This window comes from Vibrio sp. D401a (assembly GCF_030248515.1).
GTDB lineage: Bacteria > Pseudomonadota > Gammaproteobacteria > Enterobacterales > Vibrionaceae > Vibrio > Vibrio rotiferianus.
The window spans coordinates 232,458-255,622 of record NZ_JAHGAI010000008.1 but is presented as its reverse complement, the minus strand read 5'-3'; the positions used below and the strand labels follow the sequence as shown (position 1 = coordinate 255,622).

Annotated in this window: 16 protein-coding genes; 6 read left to right on the top strand and 10 right to left on the bottom strand. The window is 43.3% G+C overall.

Going from position 1 to position 23,165, the window contains the following annotated elements:
* Window positions 1–12: 12 nt before the first annotated feature.
* Both KIV41_RS05360 and torT read right to left on the bottom strand, forming a co-directional pair.
* Window positions 13–468, bottom strand: a complete 456-nt coding sequence (locus KIV41_RS05360; protein ID WP_010452347.1) for a methylglyoxal synthase — start codon at window positions 466–468, stop codon at window positions 13–15.
* Window positions 469–537: 69 nt separating this feature from the next.
* Window positions 538–1,542: a TMAO reductase system periplasmic protein TorT gene (gene torT, locus KIV41_RS05355; protein ID WP_038886757.1), complete on the bottom strand. Its 1,005-nt coding sequence runs from the start codon at window positions 1,540–1,542 to the stop codon at window positions 538–540.
* Between the two features lie 88 nt (window positions 1,543–1,630).
* Here torT and torS point away from each other — a divergent pair, with 88 nt between their 5' ends.
* The gene (gene torS / locus KIV41_RS05350; protein WP_285335837.1) at window positions 1,631–4,588 is read left to right on the top strand and encodes a TMAO reductase system sensor histidine kinase/response regulator TorS; all 2,958 of its coding nucleotides are present in this window, start codon (window positions 1,631–1,633) and stop codon (window positions 4,586–4,588) included.
* Window positions 4,589–4,707: 119 nt separating this feature from the next.
* Here torS and KIV41_RS05345 read toward each other — a convergent pair whose 3' ends face one another.
* Together KIV41_RS05345 and KIV41_RS05340 are read right to left on the bottom strand one after the other, a co-directional pair.
* The gene (locus tag KIV41_RS05345; RefSeq protein WP_138954636.1) at window positions 4,708–4,899 is read right to left on the bottom strand and encodes a hypothetical protein; all 192 of its coding nucleotides are present in this window, start codon (window positions 4,897–4,899) and stop codon (window positions 4,708–4,710) included.
* Window positions 4,900–4,917: 18 nt separating this feature from the next.
* A complete protein-coding gene (locus KIV41_RS05340) occupies window positions 4,918–7,275 on the bottom strand; it encodes a fatty acid cis/trans isomerase (RefSeq protein ID WP_285335836.1) in 2,358 nt (785 codons plus the stop codon).
* Between the two features lie 370 nt (window positions 7,276–7,645).
* Between KIV41_RS05340 and KIV41_RS05335 the strand changes: the two genes are divergently transcribed.
* The 4 genes from KIV41_RS05335 to KIV41_RS05320 all read left to right on the top strand — a co-directional run bounded on the left by KIV41_RS05335 (window position 7,646) and on the right by KIV41_RS05320 (window position 13,645).
* A complete protein-coding gene (locus tag KIV41_RS05335) occupies window positions 7,646–8,758 on the top strand; it encodes a PEGA domain-containing protein (protein WP_285335835.1) in 1,113 nt (370 codons plus the stop codon).
* Window positions 8,759–8,848: 90 nt separating this feature from the next.
* Window positions 8,849–10,669: a formylglycine-generating enzyme family protein gene (locus KIV41_RS05330; protein ID WP_088880016.1), complete on the top strand. Its 1,821-nt coding sequence runs from the start codon at window positions 8,849–8,851 to the stop codon at window positions 10,667–10,669.
* A gap of 624 nt (window positions 10,670–11,293) precedes the next feature.
* Complete coding sequence (locus KIV41_RS05325) at window positions 11,294–12,223, top strand: SRPBCC family protein (RefSeq protein WP_285335834.1); 930 nt, start codon at window positions 11,294–11,296, stop codon at window positions 12,221–12,223.
* Between the two features lie 132 nt (window positions 12,224–12,355).
* Window positions 12,356–13,645 carry an alkaline phosphatase gene (locus tag KIV41_RS05320; RefSeq protein WP_285335833.1) on the top strand — a complete coding sequence of 430 codons (1,290 nt, stop codon included), beginning with the start codon at window positions 12,356–12,358 and terminating at the stop codon, window positions 13,643–13,645.
* 106 nt (window positions 13,646–13,751) lie between these two features.
* On the opposite strand, the gene KIV41_RS05315 is transcribed toward KIV41_RS05320, so the two are convergent.
* The 4 genes from KIV41_RS05315 to KIV41_RS05300 form a co-directional block, all read right to left on the bottom strand.
* Complete coding sequence (locus tag KIV41_RS05315; RefSeq protein WP_285335832.1) at window positions 13,752–14,198, bottom strand: hypothetical protein; 447 nt, start codon at window positions 14,196–14,198, stop codon at window positions 13,752–13,754.
* Between the two features lie 12 nt (window positions 14,199–14,210).
* Complete coding sequence (locus tag KIV41_RS05310; protein WP_088880066.1) at window positions 14,211–15,989, bottom strand: S8 family peptidase; 1,779 nt, start codon at window positions 15,987–15,989, stop codon at window positions 14,211–14,213.
* Between the two features lie 255 nt (window positions 15,990–16,244).
* The gene (locus tag KIV41_RS05305; protein ID WP_010452324.1) at window positions 16,245–16,580 is read right to left on the bottom strand and encodes a hypothetical protein; all 336 of its coding nucleotides are present in this window, start codon (window positions 16,578–16,580) and stop codon (window positions 16,245–16,247) included.
* Between the two features lie 3 nt (window positions 16,581–16,583).
* Window positions 16,584–18,074, bottom strand: a complete 1,491-nt coding sequence (locus tag KIV41_RS05300; protein WP_373417595.1) for a diguanylate cyclase — start codon at window positions 18,072–18,074, stop codon at window positions 16,584–16,586.
* 614 nt (window positions 18,075–18,688) lie between these two features.
* Between KIV41_RS05300 and KIV41_RS05295 the strand changes: the two genes are divergently transcribed.
* The gene (locus KIV41_RS05295) at window positions 18,689–19,057 is read left to right on the top strand and encodes a PilZ domain-containing protein (protein WP_138955392.1); all 369 of its coding nucleotides are present in this window, start codon (window positions 18,689–18,691) and stop codon (window positions 19,055–19,057) included.
* Between the two features lie 368 nt (window positions 19,058–19,425).
* On the opposite strand, the gene KIV41_RS05290 is transcribed toward KIV41_RS05295, so the two are convergent.
* Window positions 19,426–20,682, bottom strand: a complete 1,257-nt coding sequence (locus tag KIV41_RS05290) for an aromatic amino acid transport family protein (protein WP_252042647.1) — start codon at window positions 20,680–20,682, stop codon at window positions 19,426–19,428.
* Window positions 20,683–20,902: 220 nt separating this feature from the next.
* Window positions 20,903–23,116 (bottom strand): EAL domain-containing protein, encoded by a 2,214-nt coding sequence (locus KIV41_RS05285; RefSeq protein ID WP_252042648.1) that lies wholly within the window; start codon window positions 23,114–23,116, stop codon window positions 20,903–20,905.
* Window positions 23,117–23,165: the final 49 nt, after the last annotated feature.

Below are 23,165 nucleotides of genomic sequence, written 5' to 3'. Positions count from 1 at the left end.
GGTAAGGGCAAATTAAGTACGTTCCGCTAAATAGGCATCGTAATCAGGGACTTCCACTTCTACTTCTTGATTAAGTAGTGGAGACTCAAACAAGAACTTTGCTGTTGCTCTGTTGGTTGCAACAGGGATGTTCCAGACACTTGCAATACGCAGGAGTGCTTTTACATCTGGGTCATGTGGAACAGCATTAAGTGGATCCCAGAAGAAAATAAGCATATCGATTTTCCCTTCTGAGATCAGAGCACCAAGCTGTTGGTCTCCTCCCATCGGGCCACTGATCATGCTTTTGATTGCAAGGCCAGTTTCTTTACTTAACATATGGCCTGTTGTGCCAGTCGCGTAGAGAAAATGTCCCTGTAACTTCTCTTTGTTCTGTTTCACCCAGCGTAGAAGTTCAGGCTTGTAGTTGTCATGTGCAACCAATGCAATATGCTTGTGGGTAGGCATGGTGCGAATCGTTTTTTGCATCAAGTTATTTCCGTTATCGATTTTATTCTGTGTAATTTGTTGTTACTTATAGAACACGTTTTTCGATCTTCATTCAACCGCTTTAACGCTGAATGTCGGCCTATACTCTGACGGAGATAACGATTCTTCAATTGTTTCGTCATGAAGGGTCTTTGGGGTCAGTGCTTTTATCTTAGGGCTAGCTTGTTTTTCGTACGATTGGTTTCGTAAATAGCTTGCAGCTTGAATCAAAGATAAACGGCCTTGCTCGACCATCTTGTCGGTAGGAGCGAACAATACTTTATCTCGAAGTAGCCCCCGATAGACACCATGACTCAAATAAACAGACACTAAGCCAATTTCATCTGTCTTTTGTGCACTACGTAACTCACTAATTGCAGCCTCAATAGCCACGGCACTTCCAACAATGTAGTCAATGTCACCCATGTCAATAACACGTTGAACAATGTTTCGCTGTAGTTCTTTATCGTTGTCAGCCCAGAAGCTATCAACAACATGGATGTCGCTACCCTTAATGGCTTCATAGAAACCCTCGGTAACGGGCTTTGTGCCTCCGCGAGTTTTTGGGCCTAATAACAAAGCGATATTGGTTTGACCGCTACCCTTAGGATGACGCTGAGCTAAGAATTTCCCGGACTTGTAACCCATCCAATACCAGTCAACCCCAACAACACCTTTTAAAAGTTTGCTTTGCTCGTCATCTAGCTTGAGTTCGTTGACTGTCGCAAATACGGGAGTGTTACCTACCCATGATTTTAGGTTGTGTTCGTAAGCTTGCGGATCGACAGTACCCAGAATAATAGCGTCTGCACCCCATTGGGTGCATAGGGCTAATTGTTGTTCCTGGCGAGACTTATTTGGATAACCGCCTGCCTCAAGTACACGTAAGTCGACACCGAGTTTTTCCGCTTCGGAAACCATTCCATAGTTTACTGATAGCCAGTATGAGTCCTTTAAATGTGGATAAATGGCACATATTTTTTCAGCTGCGAACGTTGGCACTGACGCGAAAAGCGACAGTGTTAAGGCAGAATGTCCGAAAATTGTGCGAATTAAGCGCTGATTTATAACCATGAAATGAAGTTCGTTGGCATAGATTAAGTAAACACTGCAAAATATAACGTAAACTAACGCCGAACACGAACATTAAGGTAAGGAATATATGTTGCTAGCAACAGCGAGCATCGGTCGCAAGTTACTTTTGTCTTTTATTGCGATGGCGATGTTGGTGATGGCATCTGCGTTAATTGGGGTGTCAGGGTTTTCTTTGGTCGCCAAAACTGAAAGGAATGTCGTAGATGCCGCTATCCCTGCAATGATTGAGGCTCGTCAGGTTTCTGAGCTGAGTACGCGTATCATTTCTTCTGTTCAAATGCTTTCTAATGCACAAAATGAAAAAGAGCGTAAAGAAGCAGGAAAGGTACTATTTGAACAGCTCGAATCACTACTTTCCCATATTAAAGAACTGGGAGGGGAGTCTTTCGACGCGGGTCTTTTAGAAAAGTTAGAGACGAATGTTCAAAATGTCATCAATAACTTGGCAGATCTTGGTGTCTCGGTAGAACGCAAGCTTTGGCTCGCTAAGGAAATAGAAACTCGTGTTGAGGAAATGCGCTTATTGAGTGAGGAGTTAGAACAACTAACACGTACCCAAGTGCAAAATACAAGCACGATTGCAGTAGCGAATGTCACCCATATTTACGACTTGCTAGAGGCAAATAAGAAGCAACAAGTTTACCAAGCGTTAGATGCTTTGGTAGAAGTGGACCTAGACCTCTCTGAACGTTTGCACGAGTTACATTTGTTGGCTTTTAAAATGCTCAATCAGATTGAAGAAGCCCGCACGCTAACAAATATGGATCGTATCCAGCAAGTTCAGCATGCATTTGAAGATAATCTGAAGATAATGAAGCGTCGCGTACTTGCTGTTGAAGACCCGACTCGTTCGAAGCAAATGGCCCAGCTTCTAACTGAACTGGGTAAGCGTCAGGTTGTGTTCACCATATTAATGCAACAATATGAAAATAATGACCAATCTCAGCAGTTAATGCACAAAACGTTGGAGTTATTCTCGGAACTAAACAGCACTGTTAACAAATTGGTGGATGACTCAAATCAAACTACTACAGTTGCGGTTGATCAGCTCACTAGCACACTGAAGTTTGCTCAGTGGTCGCTTACAGTTATTTCTATCGTTGGCCTTATTATCGTGGTGCTTATCTTATGGCGAGTCGTTTATGTTTCGGTCGTAAAACGTTTGGCTGAATACTCTGCGGCACTGTTGTCTGTCGCTCAAGGGAATCTGGCTGTAGAGTTAGAGGTTAAAGGGAAAGATGAACTGGCTCATATGGGGCAGGCGATTATTACGGCAAGAAACACAGCACAAGCTTTAAAAGTCGTCGCTGAAGGTGAAGCGAAAGCAAAGCGTGATTTAGAGGAGCATAAGGAGCACCTTGAAGAGCTAGTTGAAGATCGCACCTCTCAGTTGAAACAAGCGAACCGACGTCTGAATGAAGAAGTGCTAAATCATGCGGAAGCCCGCAAGCAAGCTGAGCAAGCAAGTCGAGCAAAATCGGCGTTCTTAGCCACAATGAGTCATGAAATTCGCACACCTATGAACGGTGTGTTGGGGACGGCTCGATTATTGATTGATTCGGGTTTGAATCCTATTCAGAAACGTTATGCCGAAATCATCAACCGCAGTGGTAAAACGTTGCTGGCGATTTTGAATGACGTACTGGATTACTCGAAAATTGAAGCTGGGCATTTGGAGATCCGCAGTTTAGGTTTCGATTTACATCAAATGATTGAAGACACCTTCCAGCTAATGAACGGCAAGGCTCAAGAGAAGAAGCTTCTTTTCTCTTACCACATTGAGAGCGATGTAGGCCGTTACTGGAAGGGAGATGTAACTCGCATTAACCAAGTTCTAAGCAATTTAGTCGGTAATGCGATTAAGTTCACCGAAGAAGGCGAGATTGATATTTACGTCAGCCTAAATCCTGAAGATGAGTCCCAAGTTCTGTTTGAAGTCTCTGATTCAGGGATAGGTATAGCGAAGAAAGATCAGAAGACACTGTTCGATGCTTTTACTCAAGCTGAGGGTGGCTTGAATCAAACGGGTGGTACAGGTTTAGGCTTGGCGATCAGCCGTCGGATTATTCAAGCGATGGGCGGCTGCTTGGATGTAGACTCGGATGAAGGGCAAGGCAGTAGGTTTTGGTTCTCTATTCCTTTAGAAGAAAGTGAACCTGTAGAAACAGTGTCTATTGCAAGTGCGCGCTGTAAAGTCCGTGCGAAAGTACTCGTTGTAGAAGATAACCCGGTCAATCGTGTCGTTGCTGAAGGGTTCTTAGAAAGCATGGGGCACGAAGTTATGATGGCAGAGACTGGTTTAGAAGCGGAACAGATCATTGACAAGCATGATTTTGACATCGCATTAGTCGATATCAACTTGCCAGATTGCAACGGTGCTGATTTAATCCACCGCCTTAAACGTATTGAGAGAAACAAACCAGCCGACAAAGCGTTGGTGCCAACTCCATTGGTGGCCGTTTCTGCTCATGTTTTTGCAGAAGAAGTAGAAAGCTATTTGGCAGCGGGTTTTGATGGCTACTTACCTAAACCCATGGAAAAAGAAGCGCTTGCGGCACTGATTCAAGATATGCTTGAAGGTAGACAACTCCTACTTCCTCAAAATTGCGTGGCTCAACAAGAGCAGAACACAACAACAGAAAACAATGAAAAAACGGTCCTTGGTGACCCAATAGCAGAGGAGCCAGCGATGGTTATCATTAACCCTAACGTGATTCAGTCTGACATGAAGATTTTGGGCAGAGAGAAAATGCTGCACATTATCGACCTGTTTAGACAAACGAGCGCGGATGTATTGAGCCAACTTGAGACCTCTGATAAAAATGGTGACAGCCGAGCGGTAAAAGATCTCGCTCACAAGCTCAAAGGCAGCGCGGGTAGCTTAGGTTTGACGGCGTTGATGAATACTTGTCAAGTTATCGAGATTGCACCAGAGCCGTTAGAAGCGTACGCAAAGACTAGTGACGCGTTGAAGCAGCAAGTTAATGAGTCAGTCATCGCTCTTGATGAGCTTATGGTAGAATAACTTCGGATTTCTAGCTTAATAGCGAAAGTACAACAGCATTCAACTTGTATGTAGTCAAGCGCGTTGGGGTTACTTGAGTATATAAACAAAAACCTCCGGCTCAATCCGGAGGTTTTTTTCTATTTGGTCAAATTATCATCCCACTCAAACCGAGTGTCTATGGCGTATGGATCATCGTCCAACGGATGCTCCACCTTGCCACGTAAGTATTCGAGTTGGTGCTCAAGCATATTGACCGTATCGTAGTCTCCCTCTGAGCAGGCAACGTAAATTTGTTGCTCGAGAGCGGCAATGTTATCTCGGATACTCATGAGAACCCCCTTAAATCATCATCGATTCTCAAAACGATTATAGTCAAGTAAACCAAATTCGATCGGTTGTTTTGTACGATACCAATCATGTAAACGATCGCTAAATGGCCAGAATTCGTCAGAGCTGCGGCGAATCGCAAACTTATCCAACAACTTAACGTACTCGTCCTCTGATTTAAGGTTGCCGAAATTATCGACAAATTCTATTATCTGATTTTCTTTAAGCGAGAAAAATACGGCTGGGTAACTGCCAACAACACCTCGAACGATGGTCATATCATCGTTCTCGAAATCGCGGTTACTTTCTTCATCAAACAAACTAGAAATATTGATATGTGCGTTATTATGCAGCAGGGTAAACAGCTCATCTTGACCGGAATTACTGCGCACCATCAGCATGGTGATTTGCGGCACAGTTTGGAGTCCCTCTCCACGAATTTGGTTGATGCTTGCCAACTGCTGTTCACTCTCCACCGTTAGCGCGGTATCTACAATATCATAACGTGGTAACAGGATAGGTGAAACCTGCTTACGCAAGATGTCGAGCAGTTCGGATTTCGGGTCGTCAGTATGGTACACAACGCTAGTCGGTTGGCTAAATGGTACGACATTACGCTGCAAGAAGTCGCTTAGCTGACGTGGTTGATCTTGGTACCAGCTTGAGTGCTCTTGGTGGCGCATGTCTGCAGGAAGTAAGGTGATAAAGTTGCTTTCCCCTTCAAGACGAAGGAAGTCCATGAACATACGAGTGATCAACTGATGGCCAAAGTTACCATAAACATCAAACCCAGCAACGAGTAGGTAGTGAATTCGCTCAAGTAGGGCATAGTCCAGCACCCAAGCTGTTTTTGGTTGTTCTCCGACTAAACCCTGCACGACAGATGCACTGTCAAAGTGACGGAATACCGTTAGCGCTGCATTCGGATTAGTGCCGTTACCATCCCAAATCACATCCGTAGAAAGATGCTCGCCGTTTTTGAACCATTTGTTGATGAAGTCTGATTTAGCCTCTAGGTAACGAGCTTGCTGGCGTGAGTACTTCACCCAGTTTGTTACTGGTACGGTATTGCTTTCTAACTCGCCCGGAAGCTTCAAATTGTCTGCTTGGTAACGATAAAACTCATTCACCTCGGGAATATCCGCTTTGTCTGGATCGAGGAAGAACACCCAGAAACGGTCGTTAATTACATTCAATGCTAATTGACCGCGACACACCGGACCTTTGATGTAAGCCATGATGGTGTTTTGCGCATTATCCAACATGAACTTGAAGCGAGATTTCACTGGTAGGTCAATGAATGCAGTCATCGGGTTAGCAGCGACTTCCGGCTCGTAGCTTGGTAGCTGTGCCACTTTGTAATCGGCATCAATGAACCACTTTTTCCAGTTATCAATGCGTTGTTTATTCAAGGCAAACGGCATATGGGTCTTATCCACGATAGTGCCTTGCTCTGGAATAATACGGTAGTAAACGCGTTCCACTTTGGGATCATCATATGGACGACGTGTGGTAATGCGTTTTACAGGCTCGCCGGGAGGCGTCGCAGAGCGAACTAATATAAAGAATCGAGGCTGTTCTCCATCTAATTCAGAGAAATATATGTGAGACAAAAACAGATGTTCGTAGATGTAGCGAGCAGCAAGTTGATTCTTACGAGAGCTCTTGTTGAGTAACGCTTCGTACTTGTCTACTTCTGCTTGTTGTTGCTCGGTCAACGGTACATGTGCGTTCATGATCGCGCCGTTCTTTAACCAAAGCATCAATGTTTGATACTCCGCTGAAGTTAAGTTCGGCATACCAAAAGGCATTCCCCATGTTGGGTTGTCTTGCTCATATTGCGCGTATTCTTCAATCGTCGGACAGGTTTGTTCACGATCGATAGAAAAATCGAAGCCTTCTAGCTGAACTTGGTCGGGAAGAGGGTGTCGCTCCTTTTGTTGCAGCATTCGTGCAATTAGACCGGCATCCATGTTAGCCGCCATGCTCTGCTCACGTTCGTTAAGCACAGGATGGAAGCCAGCGTCACGCCACTCCTGAGTGGTTTGTGCATCTTCAAATAGACGAGTTGGGGCAGCGGCAGTGAGGCGAGTGCCTTCATATACTAAAGCTTTGCTTGCTCCTCGGTCTATGCCTTCTACGGAAGAAAGTTTGAGCTGACAAGGGGCATCGTAGCAGGCATGGCAAACCACACAGCGATTATCAACAATAGGTTTGACGTCATGTTGAAAGAAATCCGCTTGTGGTTTATCAATCGTTGCGGTTCGTTCACGTACTTGTTCAGGACCGAGCAAGCTATCGTAGTTCAATCCAGCATAGGTTGCGCAGCCTGCAAACAGAGTCACAAAGCTAACAATAATAATATGTTTATATCTCATGAATATTGAAGGTTTTAGTTATTGTATGTTTATTATACCTAAGTGGCTTAATTGTGCAGGGTTGATTCCAAACTCGCGCTTGAATGTATCATTTAAATGTGAAACTACGTGCGGTAGGTTTGTGTGAATTACTTAATTTACCATTAATAAAAAGCTCAGAAATGTGATTTAAGCATACCTTTGTGGGGGATTTTAAATTTCTTTTTGTTATACAATGCCTTGATAGGTTTGGGGATTTGAAGTGCAAATTTTAACCACTCCTCGGTTTCTCTATAAAGCTCAAAAATAAAAATAGAGATAAGTTGTCTATTGGGTAAATTGCCATTACCCCGGCGTATAGTTTGATGCCGCGTTACATTAGCAGGGAATTATGAAAACACGTTCAGTTTCAGCGCTTACCATTGCGCTAGCTTGCTCTATGGGTTCGACTTACGTACTAGCCCAAGACGGTGCTCAGCCAGACCTTGTTGCTGCTGTTGACCAAAAAATCGAAATTAAGCATCAAGAGATTCAAGATTTAGACGCAAAGTATGACGAGCAAAAATCGGCACTGCGTCAATTACAGAATGATAAAGTGCGTTTGGCATCTGCGGGTGAAGAGCTAGAGGCTAAAAGAAACCGTGCTAAGTCAGCGCTTGATAAGCAGTATTCCCGCTTGCTAGAAGACCCTGATACAGATCTTGTCTCTTTCCAAAAGCAGTACCAAGAGAGTTGGGCCGCAGTAAAAGATAATCAAACAGAACAGCTTAAGCTAACCCAGTCTATAGAAGAATCCGAATCTCGCCTTTCACAGCTTAAGCATAAGTTAGCTAGAATGAATAGTGAGTACACAAACCTTCAAGAGTCGCGTTTTGATGCTCGTGTAAAGCGTCTGGAAACAGAGCTAAGAGAAAGTGCCGTTTTAGAGACTCGTTATACAACAAACTGTTCACCTTCTATGACTTTGGGCGAGTGTAGTAATCAAGGTCAGTACCTGACAAAGCAAAAAGCGGTGAATACCTTTAAAGGTAAGTTGATCAACGAGTTAACTGAATCAGAGCTTGTACGTCAGAATTTGCAAGGAGTTCAGCTGAACATTTACGTACAGGAAAGCCAAGTAATTGAAAGTGGTTTCTCTGGTAACGGTGATTACGCGACACATATTCAAGCGCAACTTCAGGCAAGACCGGAAGCGACGGCTGCATGTAAGCTTCTGGGGCTATCAACTCGTTACTGTCTAAATGGTCAAGCAACAACAAAAACATCAAGTAAGAAGCAGCCACCTAAAAGTTGGGTTAACTTGACAGTTCGTTCTGATCAATATGGTGATGCGGTGACGATTAACGGTGTAAGCTATGGCAGCACACCCGTTGAGTTGATGCTGCCGAAAGGTAAGCACCAAGTTACGGTATCCAAGCAAGGCTATGAAACTTACAATCGTGAAATTTACCTTAACAACCGTGATACGGTTTGGGTTAAGCTTGCCGAAAACAGCGAAGGCTAAGAGTCTTCAAAGCTATTGAATCATCGCCACTTTACTATACATATGGTGAAGTGGCGTTTTGCGTCATAACTAGAAATATAAGTAGGAACAATGCGTTACGGTTTATCTGCTCTTGTGTTGGCGATGGTCCCTTCACTTGCATCACTGCCAACTCTCGCTCAAATTGAGCCTAGCCAGACTCCAACGGCTATTCAAAGTACGTTGTTTGAGAAAAACTCAGAATTGCAGGATGCGAAGGAACATGTTTCTGAAATCCAAACGCGATTTGACAATCAAATTGCTGAGACTTCCAGGCTCTCAAAGCAGATTAACAGCTTGGAAACGAAGCTAGCCAAAGCGAAATCACAATTATCAGCGGATTATGCCAAGATGATTGATGAACCAGAGCTTGATATTACTCCTAGCCAGCAACATTACCAAAGTGCTTGGAATGACGTTAAAAAAGCGCAGTCAGATTTATTAGCATCGCAGCAGAAGCAGGAAGAAATCAAGAACGAGCTTTCAGAAGCCAAGGCAATTCAACATCAAGTCGAGTTGACGATTCATGAGTTAAGCGAGAAGAAAAAACGAGCTCGAGTTGCGTTGCTTCGAGAAGAGATTCAAAAAACCGGTACAGAGACAGTGAGTTATGTAAATACCTGTGCCAGTGACATGACATTGGATGCGTGTAAGAAGCAAACATTAAACTTAGCGATTCAGAAAGCGGTTGGGCAATTTAAATCAAATGTCATATCCAACACTTCAGAATCGCAAATCGTGTTGCAAAATCAAGCTTCGGCTTCTTTGAATATCCATGTATCAGAGTACTCAGAGGGGTCGTCTCGTTTCTTTGACCAGAACAGGTATAAAACCACTTTAAAAGTGGGCCTGACGTCAAAGCCTGCCGATAACGCTGCGTGTAAGTTGTTAGACCTTGATTCAAAGTACTGTTTTGCACCATCACTAGGAGAGGAGCAATCGCAAAGTGTCGAGATTGCTTGGCATACGGTGATGATTCGCTCTAGTCAATTTGATGATCGTGTGACAATTGATGGTGTTCGCTATGGCTCAACGCCAATAGAGGTGATGCTATCAGGTGGCACTCATCAAATTACGATTGAGAAAGAGGGTTACAAATCATTTAGCCGCCAATTTACCATTGGGCAGGATCAAACAATCCGTGCAAACCTAGTTGCAAAATCTAATGCACCAAAGGCTGGGGAGACTTTTGCCGACTACATCAATAAAAACACTAATGCACCAGAAATGTCTGTGGTTACCGCTGGTACTTTTTTAGTCGGTGAAAATGCGGCAAAACAGGTTACCCTGTCTAAAGGATTTGCATTGGGGATTGCCCCAGTGACGGTCGAAGAGTTCAACGCATTTGTGACAGCAACGGGTTACAAAACCGACGCTGAGTTGACTCATATTTGTACAACCATTGATGAAGCGACGATTGTGCCAGTGGCAGGAAACAATTGGCAGTCACCTGGTTACAAGCAAAATACCGATTATCCAGTGGTTTGTGTGAGTAAAAATGATGCTAATGCGTACGCTAATTGGTTATCTAAGCAGACAGGCTACAAGTACCGTCTACCTTCTGAGGATGAGTGGGAAATCGCCAGTCGAGCAGGTTCTACAGATGCGTACTGGTGGGGCAGTGATTTCGGTGTAGGTAGAGCAAACACAGGTTGGGGCGGTACACCTTGGTCAAACCAAAGTGCGTCTCCTGTTAAGTCATTCGCAGCCAACCATTTGGGCATGTACGATATGGTAGGTAATGTTTGGGAGTGGACAGCCGACCCGAAAGGTATATTAAAGGGTGGAGCATGGAGCTTCTCCGCGGATAAAGCAAAATCTGAAGCTCAACTGTTTATCTCACCGTCGTCTGCTGCAAACTTTGCCGGATTCAGGGTTTTAAGAGAGCTATAAAAAGGATAGGGCAACCCTGGTGATTGGCTTTTTAAACCAGATGTTGCTCTACCGTTTTAGTCTAAATTTCAACCTGTTGACCATCGGGTTGATATTTTTTACTCTTATTGATTTTACTTTGGCTTTACATCTAACAGGTATGATAACAAGAGTTAAATCGTTGCGAAATGTTGAGCACGGATCACGCCTCCCATCTTTAAAGTGATGCACAGTAATATAGGGTGCAACCGAATTCAGCTTATACCATGGTACTTGTTGGTTTCTTTCATTGTTAGCTAAGGTTGTTGATTCGGGCATTCCGTATTGGGTTCTCTGAAAGGGAATCTTCTGAGCTAACACAGCATATTTGCTTTGATCATGTTGGGCATTGTGCGATCTATGACTTTCATTCTACCTATAAGACTCTTCATAGAGTGCTAAAACTATGTGCGTTGTACATTAGAAATTTGAGGGTGTGACAACATACTGAAGACATAACTATTTGCATTAGAGGTTACGTCATTTAATCACGCGGCATGGGTAGTTGTGTCCTGTCTTTATTTCTGCCTAACTGTCAGTGAAACAAGAAAAAACTTCGATATCGATTAGACTCAAAAGAGTCAAAGTGAATTGCAAGGAGTGGTTATGCTCTCGTATCAGGTCAATCGAAGTATCGAAATTGAAAAGACACAAAGTGACATCATCGAGTATTTGAAAGACTTTACCCATTGGCCTGATTGGTCACCATGGATCATTATGGAACCGGAATGCGAACTCACTTACAGTGAGGAACAAGGTGTCGTTGGCTCTGGGTATCAGTGGAACGGTAAGCGTATCGGAACAGGTGCGATCGTGCTAGAAAGTACCCAAGAACATCGTCTAGACATGGAGTTACACTTCTTTCGCCCTTTTCAAAGTCACGCAAAAGTTACCTTTATTGTCATGCCGTCTTCTAATGGTTGTACTGTAGAGTGGCAGATGCAATCACGTGTTCCATGGTTTCTCGTCTTCTTTAAAACTATGGTTAAGTCCATGATAGAAATGGATTATGAGCGTGGTTTGCGTATGCTTAAAAGTCAACTGGAAACGGGACAAATCCTTTCACAGCTCACGGATCTTGGTTTACGTAAACAAAATGAGATTAGCTACATTGGTTTGACTGGAGCCGGAACGCTCTCAGAGGTTCCTGCTGTTATGCAAGAGCATGTCTCGCGTTTGTTTGATATGGCAGACAAAGAAAATCTCCCCGTGACTGGCGAACTGTTTTGTTTTTACCTTTCGATGGACATGAAACGCGGTTATTTCGAGTTCATTACATGTTTACCAGTACAAACAGGTGTTGTAGCGACCGGAGATTTTGTTGCTGGAACTATCCCGACTTGCGAAACTTATGCAGTGGAACACAAGGGTGAATATCAATTTTTAGGTAATGCATGGTCGTATGCGATGAATCTCACAAGGTACAATGGTATCAAAGTGAAGACGAAACCCTTGGGCATTGAACGTTACCTTAATAACCCAAATGACACTGACAAAGCAGACTTGTTGACCGAGGTGATTGTGTTCAAGAAATGATGTGCGTTGTAAAACTATGAAGCTACGCCATGTTTCATCCTAAGTGCATGATAGTATTCGTTTGCAAATTAGAACGATACTCAAGTTGATGTGTGCCTTTATGGTGCCTTCGCATTATGTCATGGATGAGATATGAGACTTAAATACTCCCTAATTACCGCGAGCCTCTTGGCTACCCATTCTTACGCAGGTGACGCGCCGAAGAACATTATCTATATGATCGGTGATGGCATGGGGCCAGCCTTTACGACCGCTTATCGCTATTATCATGATGATCCAAATACAGATGAAATAGAGCCGACGGTTTTTGATTCTATTTTGGTTGGTATGGCGAAAACGTATCCTGATGATGCGACTTACGTTACTGACAGTGCTGCAAGTGCTACAGCGCTAAGTACCGGTGTCAAAAGTTACAATGGTGCTATCGCGGTGGATACAGATAAGAAACCGATCAAAACAATGCTAGAAATGGCGAAAGAGAAGGGCATGACCACAGGCTTGGTGGCAACATCGCAAATTAACCACGCGACGCCAGCCAGTTTTGCCGCTCATAATGAATCTCGCCGAAACTATGACGATATTGCCAATGATTACATCGACAATAAAGTGGGTGAGAAATTACCAGTCGATCTACTTTTGGGCGGTGGTGTTCGCTATTTCGAGCGTGAAGACCGTAATTTAGTTGAGGAGTTCAAGCAGCAAGGCTACCAATACGTTGCCGACTTTGGTCAGCTTCCTGCACTACAAACTTTACCCGCCTTAGGCTTGTTCGCAGATAAGGCATTTCCGTTCGCACTAGATGAAAATCCCACTCGCCTAGAAGAGATGACCAACAAAGCGCTTTCTCTATTACAACGTCAAGACAATGGCTTCTTCGTGATGATTGAAGGTAGCCAGATCGATTGGTGTGGGCATGCGAACGACATTGCGTGTGCGATGGCGGAGATGAATGATTTTGCTAAGTCAATTGAATTGGCTAAAGCGTATGTCGATGCTCACCCCGATACTTTATTGGTGATCACCGCTGATCACTCAACTGGCGGCTTAACAATTGGTGCGAATGGGCAGTATCAGTGGGACACAGAGGTGATTAAGGGTGTTCGTAAAACCGCATGGCCTTTGGCGATGTCTCTTGCGCAATCCCACGACATGATCGCGACATGGAATGAGTCGGTTGATTGGTCATTATCTAAAGATCAAGGTCGAAAGCTGGCATACGCCAAATTGAGTGAAGAGCCAGCTAAAGCCCTCTACAAGGAAGTGAAAGCAATCATTAATGAGAAGAGCTACACCGGTTGGACGACAAAAGGGCATACCGCTGTTGACGTCCAAGTGTTTGCTTATGGGCAAGGTGCGGATAAGTTTGTTGGTTCACAAAATAACACTGATATCGCGAAGAAGTTAATCAGCTTTATTCAGTAGGCTCTCAACTCAATAGATTTAAACTGTCCGTTTCTCGTAAGCGAAAAGAAAATGCCTCAGCATGTGCTGAGGCATTTTTTATAGGCCAACTTCTCTTGTTAGAGAATTATTGTGCACGGTATTTACCGCTGTTTAGTTCAATTTTAGACGCTTTTACGCGACTGTCAGCATTTAGGTAATCGCTAATGCTCAGAAGATCTTGGCCTTCGGCTGCTCTGAACACGGCTGATTCACCTTGAGCAAAGACGACGTCAAGTTTGAGCTCTTTAGCTACTGCCTTAGCATCGGCTGGGCTTTTCACCGTAACAAAGATAAGGCCCGTTGCTTTAGATACGTTACTAAACGCATTCTTAAACACCTCATCACCAGCGTGTAGCTCTGCCGCTTCGGCAAGGCTATCAACAGAAAGTTTTCGGTAATCTTGACCATTAATTTGTACAGCATCAGATGCGACAAACAGTTCAGGTGTAGGTTGCTGAGCCAATTGTTGCTCTGCTTGTACAGCCGTTGCCATTGTCGATAGAGCCAGAATAGAAAATGTCATAAATTTCATGTGAATGACTCCTTAGTGACCGAAGATACGCATAGACCAGTTTTTGATAACACCTGGTTTTGCGTTGTTAGCCATCGGTACATCATAGATAGCTGAAGAATTGAAATATGCAATAAATGAGAACACTTCATCGCCGTTGGTATCGATAGCTCGTAGTGTCCATTCGCCTTTTGCGTTTTCACCGTAGAATTGGTTAGAAAGCATTAATTGGTTTTCATAACCCGCTACTGTTGAATCCAGAGATTGACCAACGAGACCATTACGTGGTGTTTGCAGAACTGAACGTGTACCTGATGGAGAAATCAGCTCGATTGCTAAATCCGGTAGACGCGAGTGTTCAAGTGTTAGTTTCACTTGTACTGACTCAACAGTAATGTCATCGGTAACAGCAATCGCTGAAGAGCCACCCGCTAAGTTAGCGTCTGGAACAATCACTTCCGTCGCATTGCTTGCCCAAGGTGTAATAACTTGTGCAGGTAGAACGTTGTTTGTCATACGAGCACGTTTCATTGCTTCATCTAGGTTGACTGCGCCAAAACCGTAGAAGGTATGGAAGTCAACGCCAGCTGCGTTTTTCTGCCATGGTGAAATCGCTTCGTAGCTTACCAAGTCACCTTGGCTATTAACGAACTCAAGTTGAACACCTGGGTGGTCTTTGTCTGTTACGCTTGCTGTTTCTGCCAGTAACGCACGGACATCACGAGCGGTTAGCGCATGGTTGGTTGACATAATCGCTGCAATTGCACCAGACGTGTTTGGCGCCGCTGAAGACGTACCATTCATTGTGCTGGTGTAGTTACAGTTCGGATCTTGCTCAGTACCGCCGTGCAGGCCGTTAATACCTAAATCTGCACTGGTGTTTTGACCTTCTTCACAGCCTACTAGATCTGTCGTTACCATTGCTGGGAAGTCTTGACCGTATTCACCTGCTGGTGCTGCGACCCACACGTTAGCACCAACTGATGAGTAGCTGGCGCGAGTTCCGTCAGCACGAAGTGCGCTGGTTACAAGGTTGTAGTAACTCGCATTGTCGTAAGACTGTGCCGAGTTATGCATTGGTAGGCCTTTGTTGCCACCGCCTGCGAAAAAGTCGCTAGGAAGCACGAAAAAGCGGCCAGTGTTGAAGTAGCGGTAACCGTTACCGGCAGATTTAACGAAGACAGCACCACGACCCCAAGCATTACCTTCGCTGACGTCTTTCATTACATCCATTTCAAGCTTGAACTGCGGATCGTTCTCGTCGAATGGAATAGGGTAGATTGGGCTAAAACCATAACTTTGGTTGAAAACGCGAACATCGCTGGTTGCAGCGTCCACGCCGTGAGAAATCAACCAGCCTTCCAGCGTTTGGTTTGCGAGCCAGTTAAAGCCCATTAGAGAAGAGCGAGAAGCTACGCCGCGAACGCCCTCACCGTTGTTACCAACAGCGCTGATTAAGCCGGCTACAGCGGTACCATGGCCATTTGTATCAACTGGGTAATCGGCTGGGAATGAAGAGTCTTCAACGAAGTTTCTGCTACCTGTGACTACGTTACCTGCAAGGTCTGGGTGATCGATCTGTACGCCAGAGTCAATAACGGCAACTTTTACACCAACACCAGCAATGCCCATGGCTTGTGTCAGTTTGGTGTTCAAGTCATTACCCGCAACGGCAGGGTTTGCTGCAAATGCAGTTTGGCCAGTGTTGTCTAGGTGCCATTGCTCAGAGTAGAGCGGATCATAAGCCGAGACGGCAGGTGAAAGGCCTACTGCTAACATTGCAGCGAATAGGCGATTAATGCGTGTTTCCATTTGTGACCTCATGTCTTTGTTTGGAATTTTTGTCCCTGTTCGATACTCCTTTAAACAGGTCTAAACAAAGCTAGCGGCTTAGAATGGAAACGAAAACCGTTTACATTCTCTTTACTTTCATTTTTCGACGGATCGCGTTGTAATAACGCTTAGGGGTTGATAGAACATAAGATTCTAGATATTGGATATGGGGAAGAGATGTGAAAAGTCGCAAAAAAGTAGCGATTATTCTCGCTACTTAAATGTGTGAGGTTCTCATATAGCAGGTTGTATCGTAACCTCGCTTTCAGTGTGGCTTTCTTCCTTCTTCGTAATCAGCGTATCGACCCATTTTTCGATGTACCACTTATTGCGTTCTTTATCGCACCACTTTTTGTTTAAGCCTCGTCGGTTGAACTCAGAGCCAATTGCTGCCAATGTCTGGTTTGTTTGGCGTTTATAAAACAACGTCTCACATAGTTGCATGTTGCTCATTTGCTGCGCGTACACATTGACACTACTGCCTCTCATGCCCATTTCAGCGGCTTGTTGGTTCGAGCAGGCGCTAACTAACAAACAAGCGATGATCGTGACGAATAGATGTTTTTTCATAATTTAACCAGAATTGATTTTGTATTGGTTTCTTCCTGCTTGTTTCGCTTCGTAAAGCGCTTGGTCGGCAGCCATAAAACAGTCATCCCAATTAGTATTGAGCATAGTGACGTTCATTGTTTTTATCGCACCAATCGAGATGGTCGCGCTAAGGGTTAAACTATTAATGCTAAGCTTTTCGTTTTCAACTGCTTTCCTTAGTCTTTCTAAAGTTTTTGAGCATTCGTCGATGTTTTTGGCTTCAAAAACTAAAACAAACTCCTCGCCTCCCCAGCGGGCAAGTAAATCTTTAGATCGGACCGAACGCTTAATCACAGAAGATACATGTTTCAGCATTTGATCTCCCTTATCATGACCGTACGTGTCATTGAACTGTTTGAAATAGTCGATATCAATGACTGCTAAAGAAAACATACTCTCAGGTGCGGTGTTGGCCATGTTACGCAACCAATGGGGTAAGTAGCGACGATTATGAACTTGGGTTAAAGGATCAATAACGTTTTGCTCAGCGAGTTCTCGGTTGACTCTTTTGATTCGAGATACATACCTTATCCCTAAAGATGCGATACCAATGAGTGATAAGAAATAGAAAATTTCTCTGTATCGCTGGGCTTGTAACTTAGATGCTTGTAGATCATTTTGAGCTTCCAATAGCTTCAATTCTTTTTGGGCGAGTTTAGCTTCTAACTCAAATTTAATGTCTAGCATCTCTTCGCCATTGACATGGCTGGCATACTCTTTTTCTAGGCTTCGGAGCTTAGAAAGTTGATAGAAGGCTTTCTCATACCGCCCTAGAGCTTGATTTGCTTTGACGAGCACCAAAAGCATCCCAATTCTTTCTTGCGACTCTGGAGTTAAGGTTAAAGACATTTGTTCGAGTGCTTTATTCGCATGTACAATTGCTAGCTCGAACTGTTTTTTGCTCATATAAGTTTCAGAAAAAGCTTCATAACAAGAAGCTTTTGCACCACTTTTAGGGCTGCTAGTAGGTAGCTCTAAGCATTGCTGCGCGAGCTCTAAAGACTCATCGTGTTTACCCATCGCATTCAATAGCTGAGATAGGTTCGCCAAAGATGTATGCTTCAAGCTGTCAGACCCTGTCTCCATACTTAATTTTACTGCTTGCTCAAAGTAGTATTCTGATTCGGAATACTTTTCTTTGGCAAAGCCAACGACGCTTTTGTTGGCGTAAAGAATGCCAAGGAATAAGCTATTATCAAAGTTGTTGGCTTTATCAAGATAAGTGCTGATGGCTTGATTGATGTAGTTTTCAGCTCGGACCCAATCGGATGTATCCATATATACAGAAGCAATATTGTTTAGGGTCATTGCAACTTGAATTTCAAAATGCGAATCGTCAAGTAAATCAAAGGCAGTTCGATAATACCTCATGCCAGTTTTTATCTGTGCTCGACGAATTTCAGCGTTGCCAAGCCAACGGTAGGCACGGCCTTGCAGAGCCTTGTAACCAATTTCACGGCTAATATTGATCACGTCGTGCAACAACAGCTCCCCTTGCCAGACATCATCCGTTTCTATGTATTCTATCGCTTTGTTCAGTTTAGCTTCGGCGATTACCCATTGGAGTTGGTGCTTGTTCCCAAAGGCCACCATATCAGGCAGGTCAGATATTGGAACACCTTCATATCGTTCTAAGTAGATACGAGCGAAATAATACAGTGCCTGGGCGTGTGGGGAGGTAAGGTCAGGCTGCTCTAAATCAGTGTTTTTGATTGCTCTTGGTTTACCGATCGACTCAAAGTAAAACTGCAGTGTAGGCAGGTCTTCAGGTGCCGTATTCTGCATTAGGTAACACGAGTGTTTTTTGTCTTCCTTTGCTGCAGAAGGAAGCGATAATGACACTAGAAAAGCAGTTAGAATGGCTAAACAGGGCTTTGAGAAAGAAAGTACACGCATTTATAAGAGACTAATACCGAGAGTGGTGCAAAGACATTGGTAATATAACATTTATAAGATTGCATTACTTGAAAATTAAGTTGTGGTATGTAAGTTGCAGTAGTTACGACAACCTAGTTTAAACGTAGTTAATCAGAGGAAAAATAAAACGCTTGTAGAATGGATGCCGTCATAAACATAAGGAGGTGGTTATGCTCAAATCCACAACGTTTTTATCTGGGGCAATAGCAGAGAAAGCCACACAACAACGAGCTTACTACCGATTACAGTACCCTAGTTGCGCTAGACCAAGTCTACTGATATCAGGTACTAGATACTTAGTGAGTGAATTATCGGAGCAAGGTTTAAGATTATTGAAAGCCCACCACTCTTTAGACGCAGTTGGAGTCAAGGTTAGAGGCGAACTTTCTCTGCATGACAATACAGAATTATCACTAGCCGGACACGTAATAAGAATGGAAGAGAAAGAAGTCATTGTAAAACTTGATGCGGGGCCGAGCTTCAAAAATATGCTCGATGAGCAACGCTTTATGCGATCAAATTATCCAGAAATTACTTGATAGACTCGACTGATTAAACGAGTAAGTCATTCGACATCTAAAATTTCATCTGACTGTCATAAATATTTAATACAGGTATGTATTGTGTGGAAAGTCGTTTTTGTACATAGTGTTATTAAGCCATGAAAAACTGGCTGTTCCCATCAAAAAGGAGATTGCCTATGCACAACGAAATGATTCAACCTTCTCGCTTCGGTATTATCGGTCGTACTTGTATTGCTTCAGTTCTGATGATCGCAGGTGTTTTCACTCTCATTCAATGAGACAGTAACGAATCATCACTGACAAGAAAACCATAGCAAAATTCAGGGAATTACCTTAATAAAAAATAAGGTATTCCCCTGAAAATCTCGCCTAAGTCTCTTTTCTTAACTCAACAAGCTAAAAACCAACGCACTTACTGCAACAATACCTGTCATTAGTACAAAGTATGTAGATGCTTTTCCACGATACTTCTGCAGTCCTTTCACTTTGTATACCGCTAACATCGGCATAATAAATAAGATCATGGCAATGACTGGACCTGATAGAGCTTCCATCATGCCTAGTATGCTAGGGTTCATGATTGCTGCGATCCAAATCGATACAAACAGTACGACAACACTAATGTGATCAACACGTCGTTTTGGCATATCAGAATGTTTAGAGATCAAACCATTAAGGCTTTCGCGTGCGCCAAGGAAGTGCCCAAGGAATGAAGAAGTAATTGCCACGAAGGCAACAAGCGGACCTAAGGTTGCAATGAATGGGTTTTCCGTCGCGTTAGCTAAGTAAGACAATACCGATACGTTTTGTGCTTTTGCTTCTGCCAGTTGCTCCGGGGAAAGAGTAAGTACGCATGAGAAGACAAACAGCAACACGAATGCGATCAGCATGACACTTGTACGGCGCAAGATCAGTTCTGATTTTACATCGGCGCCTTCACCGTAATGTCGGCGTTGTACGTTTGCAAAACTTGAGATCGCTGCTGCGTGGCTAAATGAGAAGATAACGACTGGAATCGCAAGCCACATCGTGCTCGCAAATGAAGACATTTCTGGTGCATCCATAACAGGCATACTCCAGTTTGGCATTAGGTAGAATGATAAAAATGCCAGAATCGCAACCAATGGGTAAACCATGATAGCGAACGCACGAAGCATCACTTTTTCACCTGCCATCATGATTGCAATCAAACTGAATACTAATACGCCAGACAGTAGGGCGCGTGGCAGCGGCTCCATACCTGCTTGGTTGACCATAAAGCTGTCAACAGTGTTGGTAATGCCTACGCCATAGATCAGTAGAATAGGGAAGATAGAAAGAAAATACAGCAGCGAAATCGAACGACCAGCTTTCGCCCCAAAGTGTTCTTCTACTACATCGGTAAAGTCTGCGTTTTTGATTTTTGATGACAGTACAAAGCGAGCAAGACCTCGGTGTGCCAAGTAAGTCATTGGGTAAGCGAGGACTGCCATAACAACCAATGGCCAGAAACCACCGATGCCCAAGTTAATAGGAAGAAATAGAATGCCAGCACCCACGGCGGTACCAAACAGACTTAATACCCAATGAGTATCGTGTTTCGTCCAAGTAGTAGTTGTGTTTAATTCACTAAAATTTAACGTTTCTCGAGATTCTTTCACTTAAAACTCGCCTTTATAAAAATAATAATCGCGCGGATGTTATATGTTTTAGTGATTGTTATCACATTGATGTGGTGGTGAATCGTGCTAGTGAAAAGGCAAAGGTGTAAACTATCGAACCATGAAAATTTGCAAAAAGCGATATATAGTTCTGGCTTTCTGTGTAGAAATTGAAACTATATCGCGAAATTTAACGAATTTTTGGTTTTAGATGTTGCGGTTAAGCTTTGTTCGATACCTTTTTAAGGTAGTCCTGCAAAGGAAGTGGCTTAGCAACGCCAAACCCTTGAGCAAACTGAATATTTAGTGATTTTAGCGTTTCTATGTGTGCTTCTGATTCCACAAACTCGGCTACCGTTACAAGTTTCATACTGTTAGCGACTTGGCTGATGGCTTGAACGATAATCCGGTCATTTTCACTACTAACAATGTCTTTGACAAAAGAACCATCTACCTTAAGTACATCAAGTGGAAGGCGGCGCAGATAGTCAAAACTTGCGTAGCCAGTACCAAAGTCGTCTAACGCAATAGTACAACCGGCTTCTCTCAATAGAGAAAGATTCTGTATAGCTATGGATTCATTTCGAAGTGCATCTGACTCAGTGATCTCAAAACATACCTTTTTAAGGGGAACACCATATATATCAGCGTGCAGTCGAATGTTATGTGCCAGTGACGGAGAGTTTAATGCTTTTGCTGTCAAATTTATGGAGCATTTCCCTAAGTTATCCCAGTCGACGATATTCTGGCTCAATTTGCAAAATGTATTGGTAATTACCCATTCGTCCAGTTCAATCTCAAGTCCAAACTCATGAATTAATGGAAAAAATTCAGCTGGTGACATCACGTGTGAATCATCTTGGTTCAATCTGAGTAGAACTTCAAAATAGCTCCCGGTATTTTTCGTATTCAACGCTAGATATGGTTGGCAGTACAGTTCAAACTTGTTTTCTCTGAAACAAGATTGAATAAAGCTGAGCTTGTTGAGTTTACTTTTGCTTGTGCTTGCTGCGTCTAGCCAGTTAATGGCTAGAGTGCTTTGAGGTCGTTGCTGACACAGTTTGGAAACTAAAGCTTCGACATTGTCACTTTCAGCAATATCGACACACTGAATGGTTCGTTTCACTAAACTCACCGAACTATCCTCAAAATAGAAGTAGAAGTCATCAAGCAATTGAATCAGCTTTTTTAGCTCAGTATTAATATACGGAAGACGTGGTGCGAAACATATCAAGCCGTTTGCAAATGGTGGTAAGTAAGCCCGCTGCAAGTACTCGGTGTTTTGTGCGAGGTATTGGCTCAATTGTCTCATTAATTGCGCTTGGCCTTGGTGGCCTAAGCCGTTCAATTTAGAAAGCGTGGGTTTCAAGTCTATGTATATCAAAACCACATTGTTTCTTGGTGATATGTCCTCTTGTAGTTGAGACAGAGTGTACAGGCCTGTAAAGCTATCAACACGTTCTTTTTCTACTGCTTTACGGGCAGTTATAAAGTTCTTGATTGTATGAGCGCCAAGCAGAAATGTTAGCATTGATAATACAAATAAGACCAAAAGCATGCCGTATAGGTGCTCTTGTTGAATTAGGCCTGCATTGTATTGACTGACAATGTTTTCCACACAAATCAATAGTGTGATAGAGGCAATGAGAAATGGCCTAATGAGACCAAACTTACCAAGTCCGACTCCCACTAAACAAAGCAAAGAAAGACAGAGTGTATTGATCAAAAGCGAGTTATTTGACGTAATCGCTCCAAGCAATATCATCCCACAAATAATGAGCCATATCCGATAACCTTGTTGAGAAGGTTGATTCCTCAGCATAGTGAGATCTAGCTTGAGATAAGGAGACTTATTGCCATCAAGAATATAGCTAAAGCCCAGGCTCAATAGAGGAGTTAGGGTCATGTGAGTGAGTACGCCACTGAGTATTGAGTAAGAGAAAAAGTCAAAAGATAGTGGAGAGTGCTCAATATATATATGGCTCATACTCCATAGTATGACGGTGTTCGCTACTGGATAAAGCAGGCCGAGTATAAGCACATAGTACCCAAGCTTTAATGTATAGTTTGAGTCTTCAATAGAAATTAATGCCCTTTTATACAAAGCAGCAAACACAAGTGGGATACAAGGTAGAAGAGACGAAAACAAAAGCGCTACGTTGCTCGGGCGCCCTGAGATAACCAAATAGTAAAAAAGCAAACTAATACTGAGAGTGGGCAGTACTTTCCAGCCGTATCGGATTAAAGCGGAAACGACTAAAGCAGCCGTGAATGACAGTACCTGAACGCTGTCTTTAGACACGACAAAAAAGCTAGAGATGCTGAAGCTAACTTGAACGGCAACAAAAAGTAGGATTTGCATACCCAGCCAGTGCCAAATGGATAGTTTATTGTCGAAAGCAGAACGACCTTGTTTGAGACTGTATAACGACATTACTCAACTACACTTAAAATTAGAATAATAAAAACAAATGGTTAGCTAT

What these genes read in the sequence shown, in the direction of transcription:
- KIV41_RS05285 (WP_252042648.1), bottom strand. Translation starts at nt 23,116, where the DNA reads ATGTCGTTATACAGTCTCAAACAAGGTCGTTCTGCTTTCGACAATAAA.
- KIV41_RS05360 (WP_010452347.1), bottom strand. Translation starts at nt 468, where the DNA reads ATGCAAAAAACGATTCGCACCATGCCTACCCACAAGCATATTGCATTG.
- KIV41_RS05325 (WP_285335834.1), top strand. Translation starts at nt 11,294, where the DNA reads ATGCTCTCGTATCAGGTCAATCGAAGTATCGAAATTGAAAAGACACAA.
- KIV41_RS05295 (WP_138955392.1), top strand. Translation starts at nt 18,689, where the DNA reads ATGCTCAAATCCACAACGTTTTTATCTGGGGCAATAGCAGAGAAAGCC.
- KIV41_RS05335 (WP_285335835.1), top strand. Translation starts at nt 7,646, where the DNA reads ATGAAAACACGTTCAGTTTCAGCGCTTACCATTGCGCTAGCTTGCTCT.
- KIV41_RS05310 (WP_088880066.1), bottom strand. Translation starts at nt 15,989, where the DNA reads ATGGAAACACGCATTAATCGCCTATTCGCTGCAATGTTAGCAGTAGGC.
- torS (WP_285335837.1), top strand. Translation starts at nt 1,631, where the DNA reads ATGTTGCTAGCAACAGCGAGCATCGGTCGCAAGTTACTTTTGTCTTTT.
- torT (WP_038886757.1), bottom strand. Translation starts at nt 1,542, where the DNA reads ATGGTTATAAATCAGCGCTTAATTCGCACAATTTTCGGACATTCTGCC.
- KIV41_RS05345 (WP_138954636.1), bottom strand. Translation starts at nt 4,899, where the DNA reads ATGAGTATCCGAGATAACATTGCCGCTCTCGAGCAACAAATTTACGTT.
- KIV41_RS05330 (WP_088880016.1), top strand. Translation starts at nt 8,849, where the DNA reads ATGCGTTACGGTTTATCTGCTCTTGTGTTGGCGATGGTCCCTTCACTT.
- KIV41_RS05315 (WP_285335832.1), bottom strand. Translation starts at nt 14,198, where the DNA reads ATGAAATTTATGACATTTTCTATTCTGGCTCTATCGACAATGGCAACG.
- KIV41_RS05320 (WP_285335833.1), top strand. Translation starts at nt 12,356, where the DNA reads ATGAGACTTAAATACTCCCTAATTACCGCGAGCCTCTTGGCTACCCAT.
- KIV41_RS05340 (WP_285335836.1), bottom strand. Translation starts at nt 7,275, where the DNA reads ATGAGATATAAACATATTATTATTGTTAGCTTTGTGACTCTGTTTGCA.
- KIV41_RS05305 (WP_010452324.1), bottom strand. Translation starts at nt 16,580, where the DNA reads ATGAAAAAACATCTATTCGTCACGATCATCGCTTGTTTGTTAGTTAGC.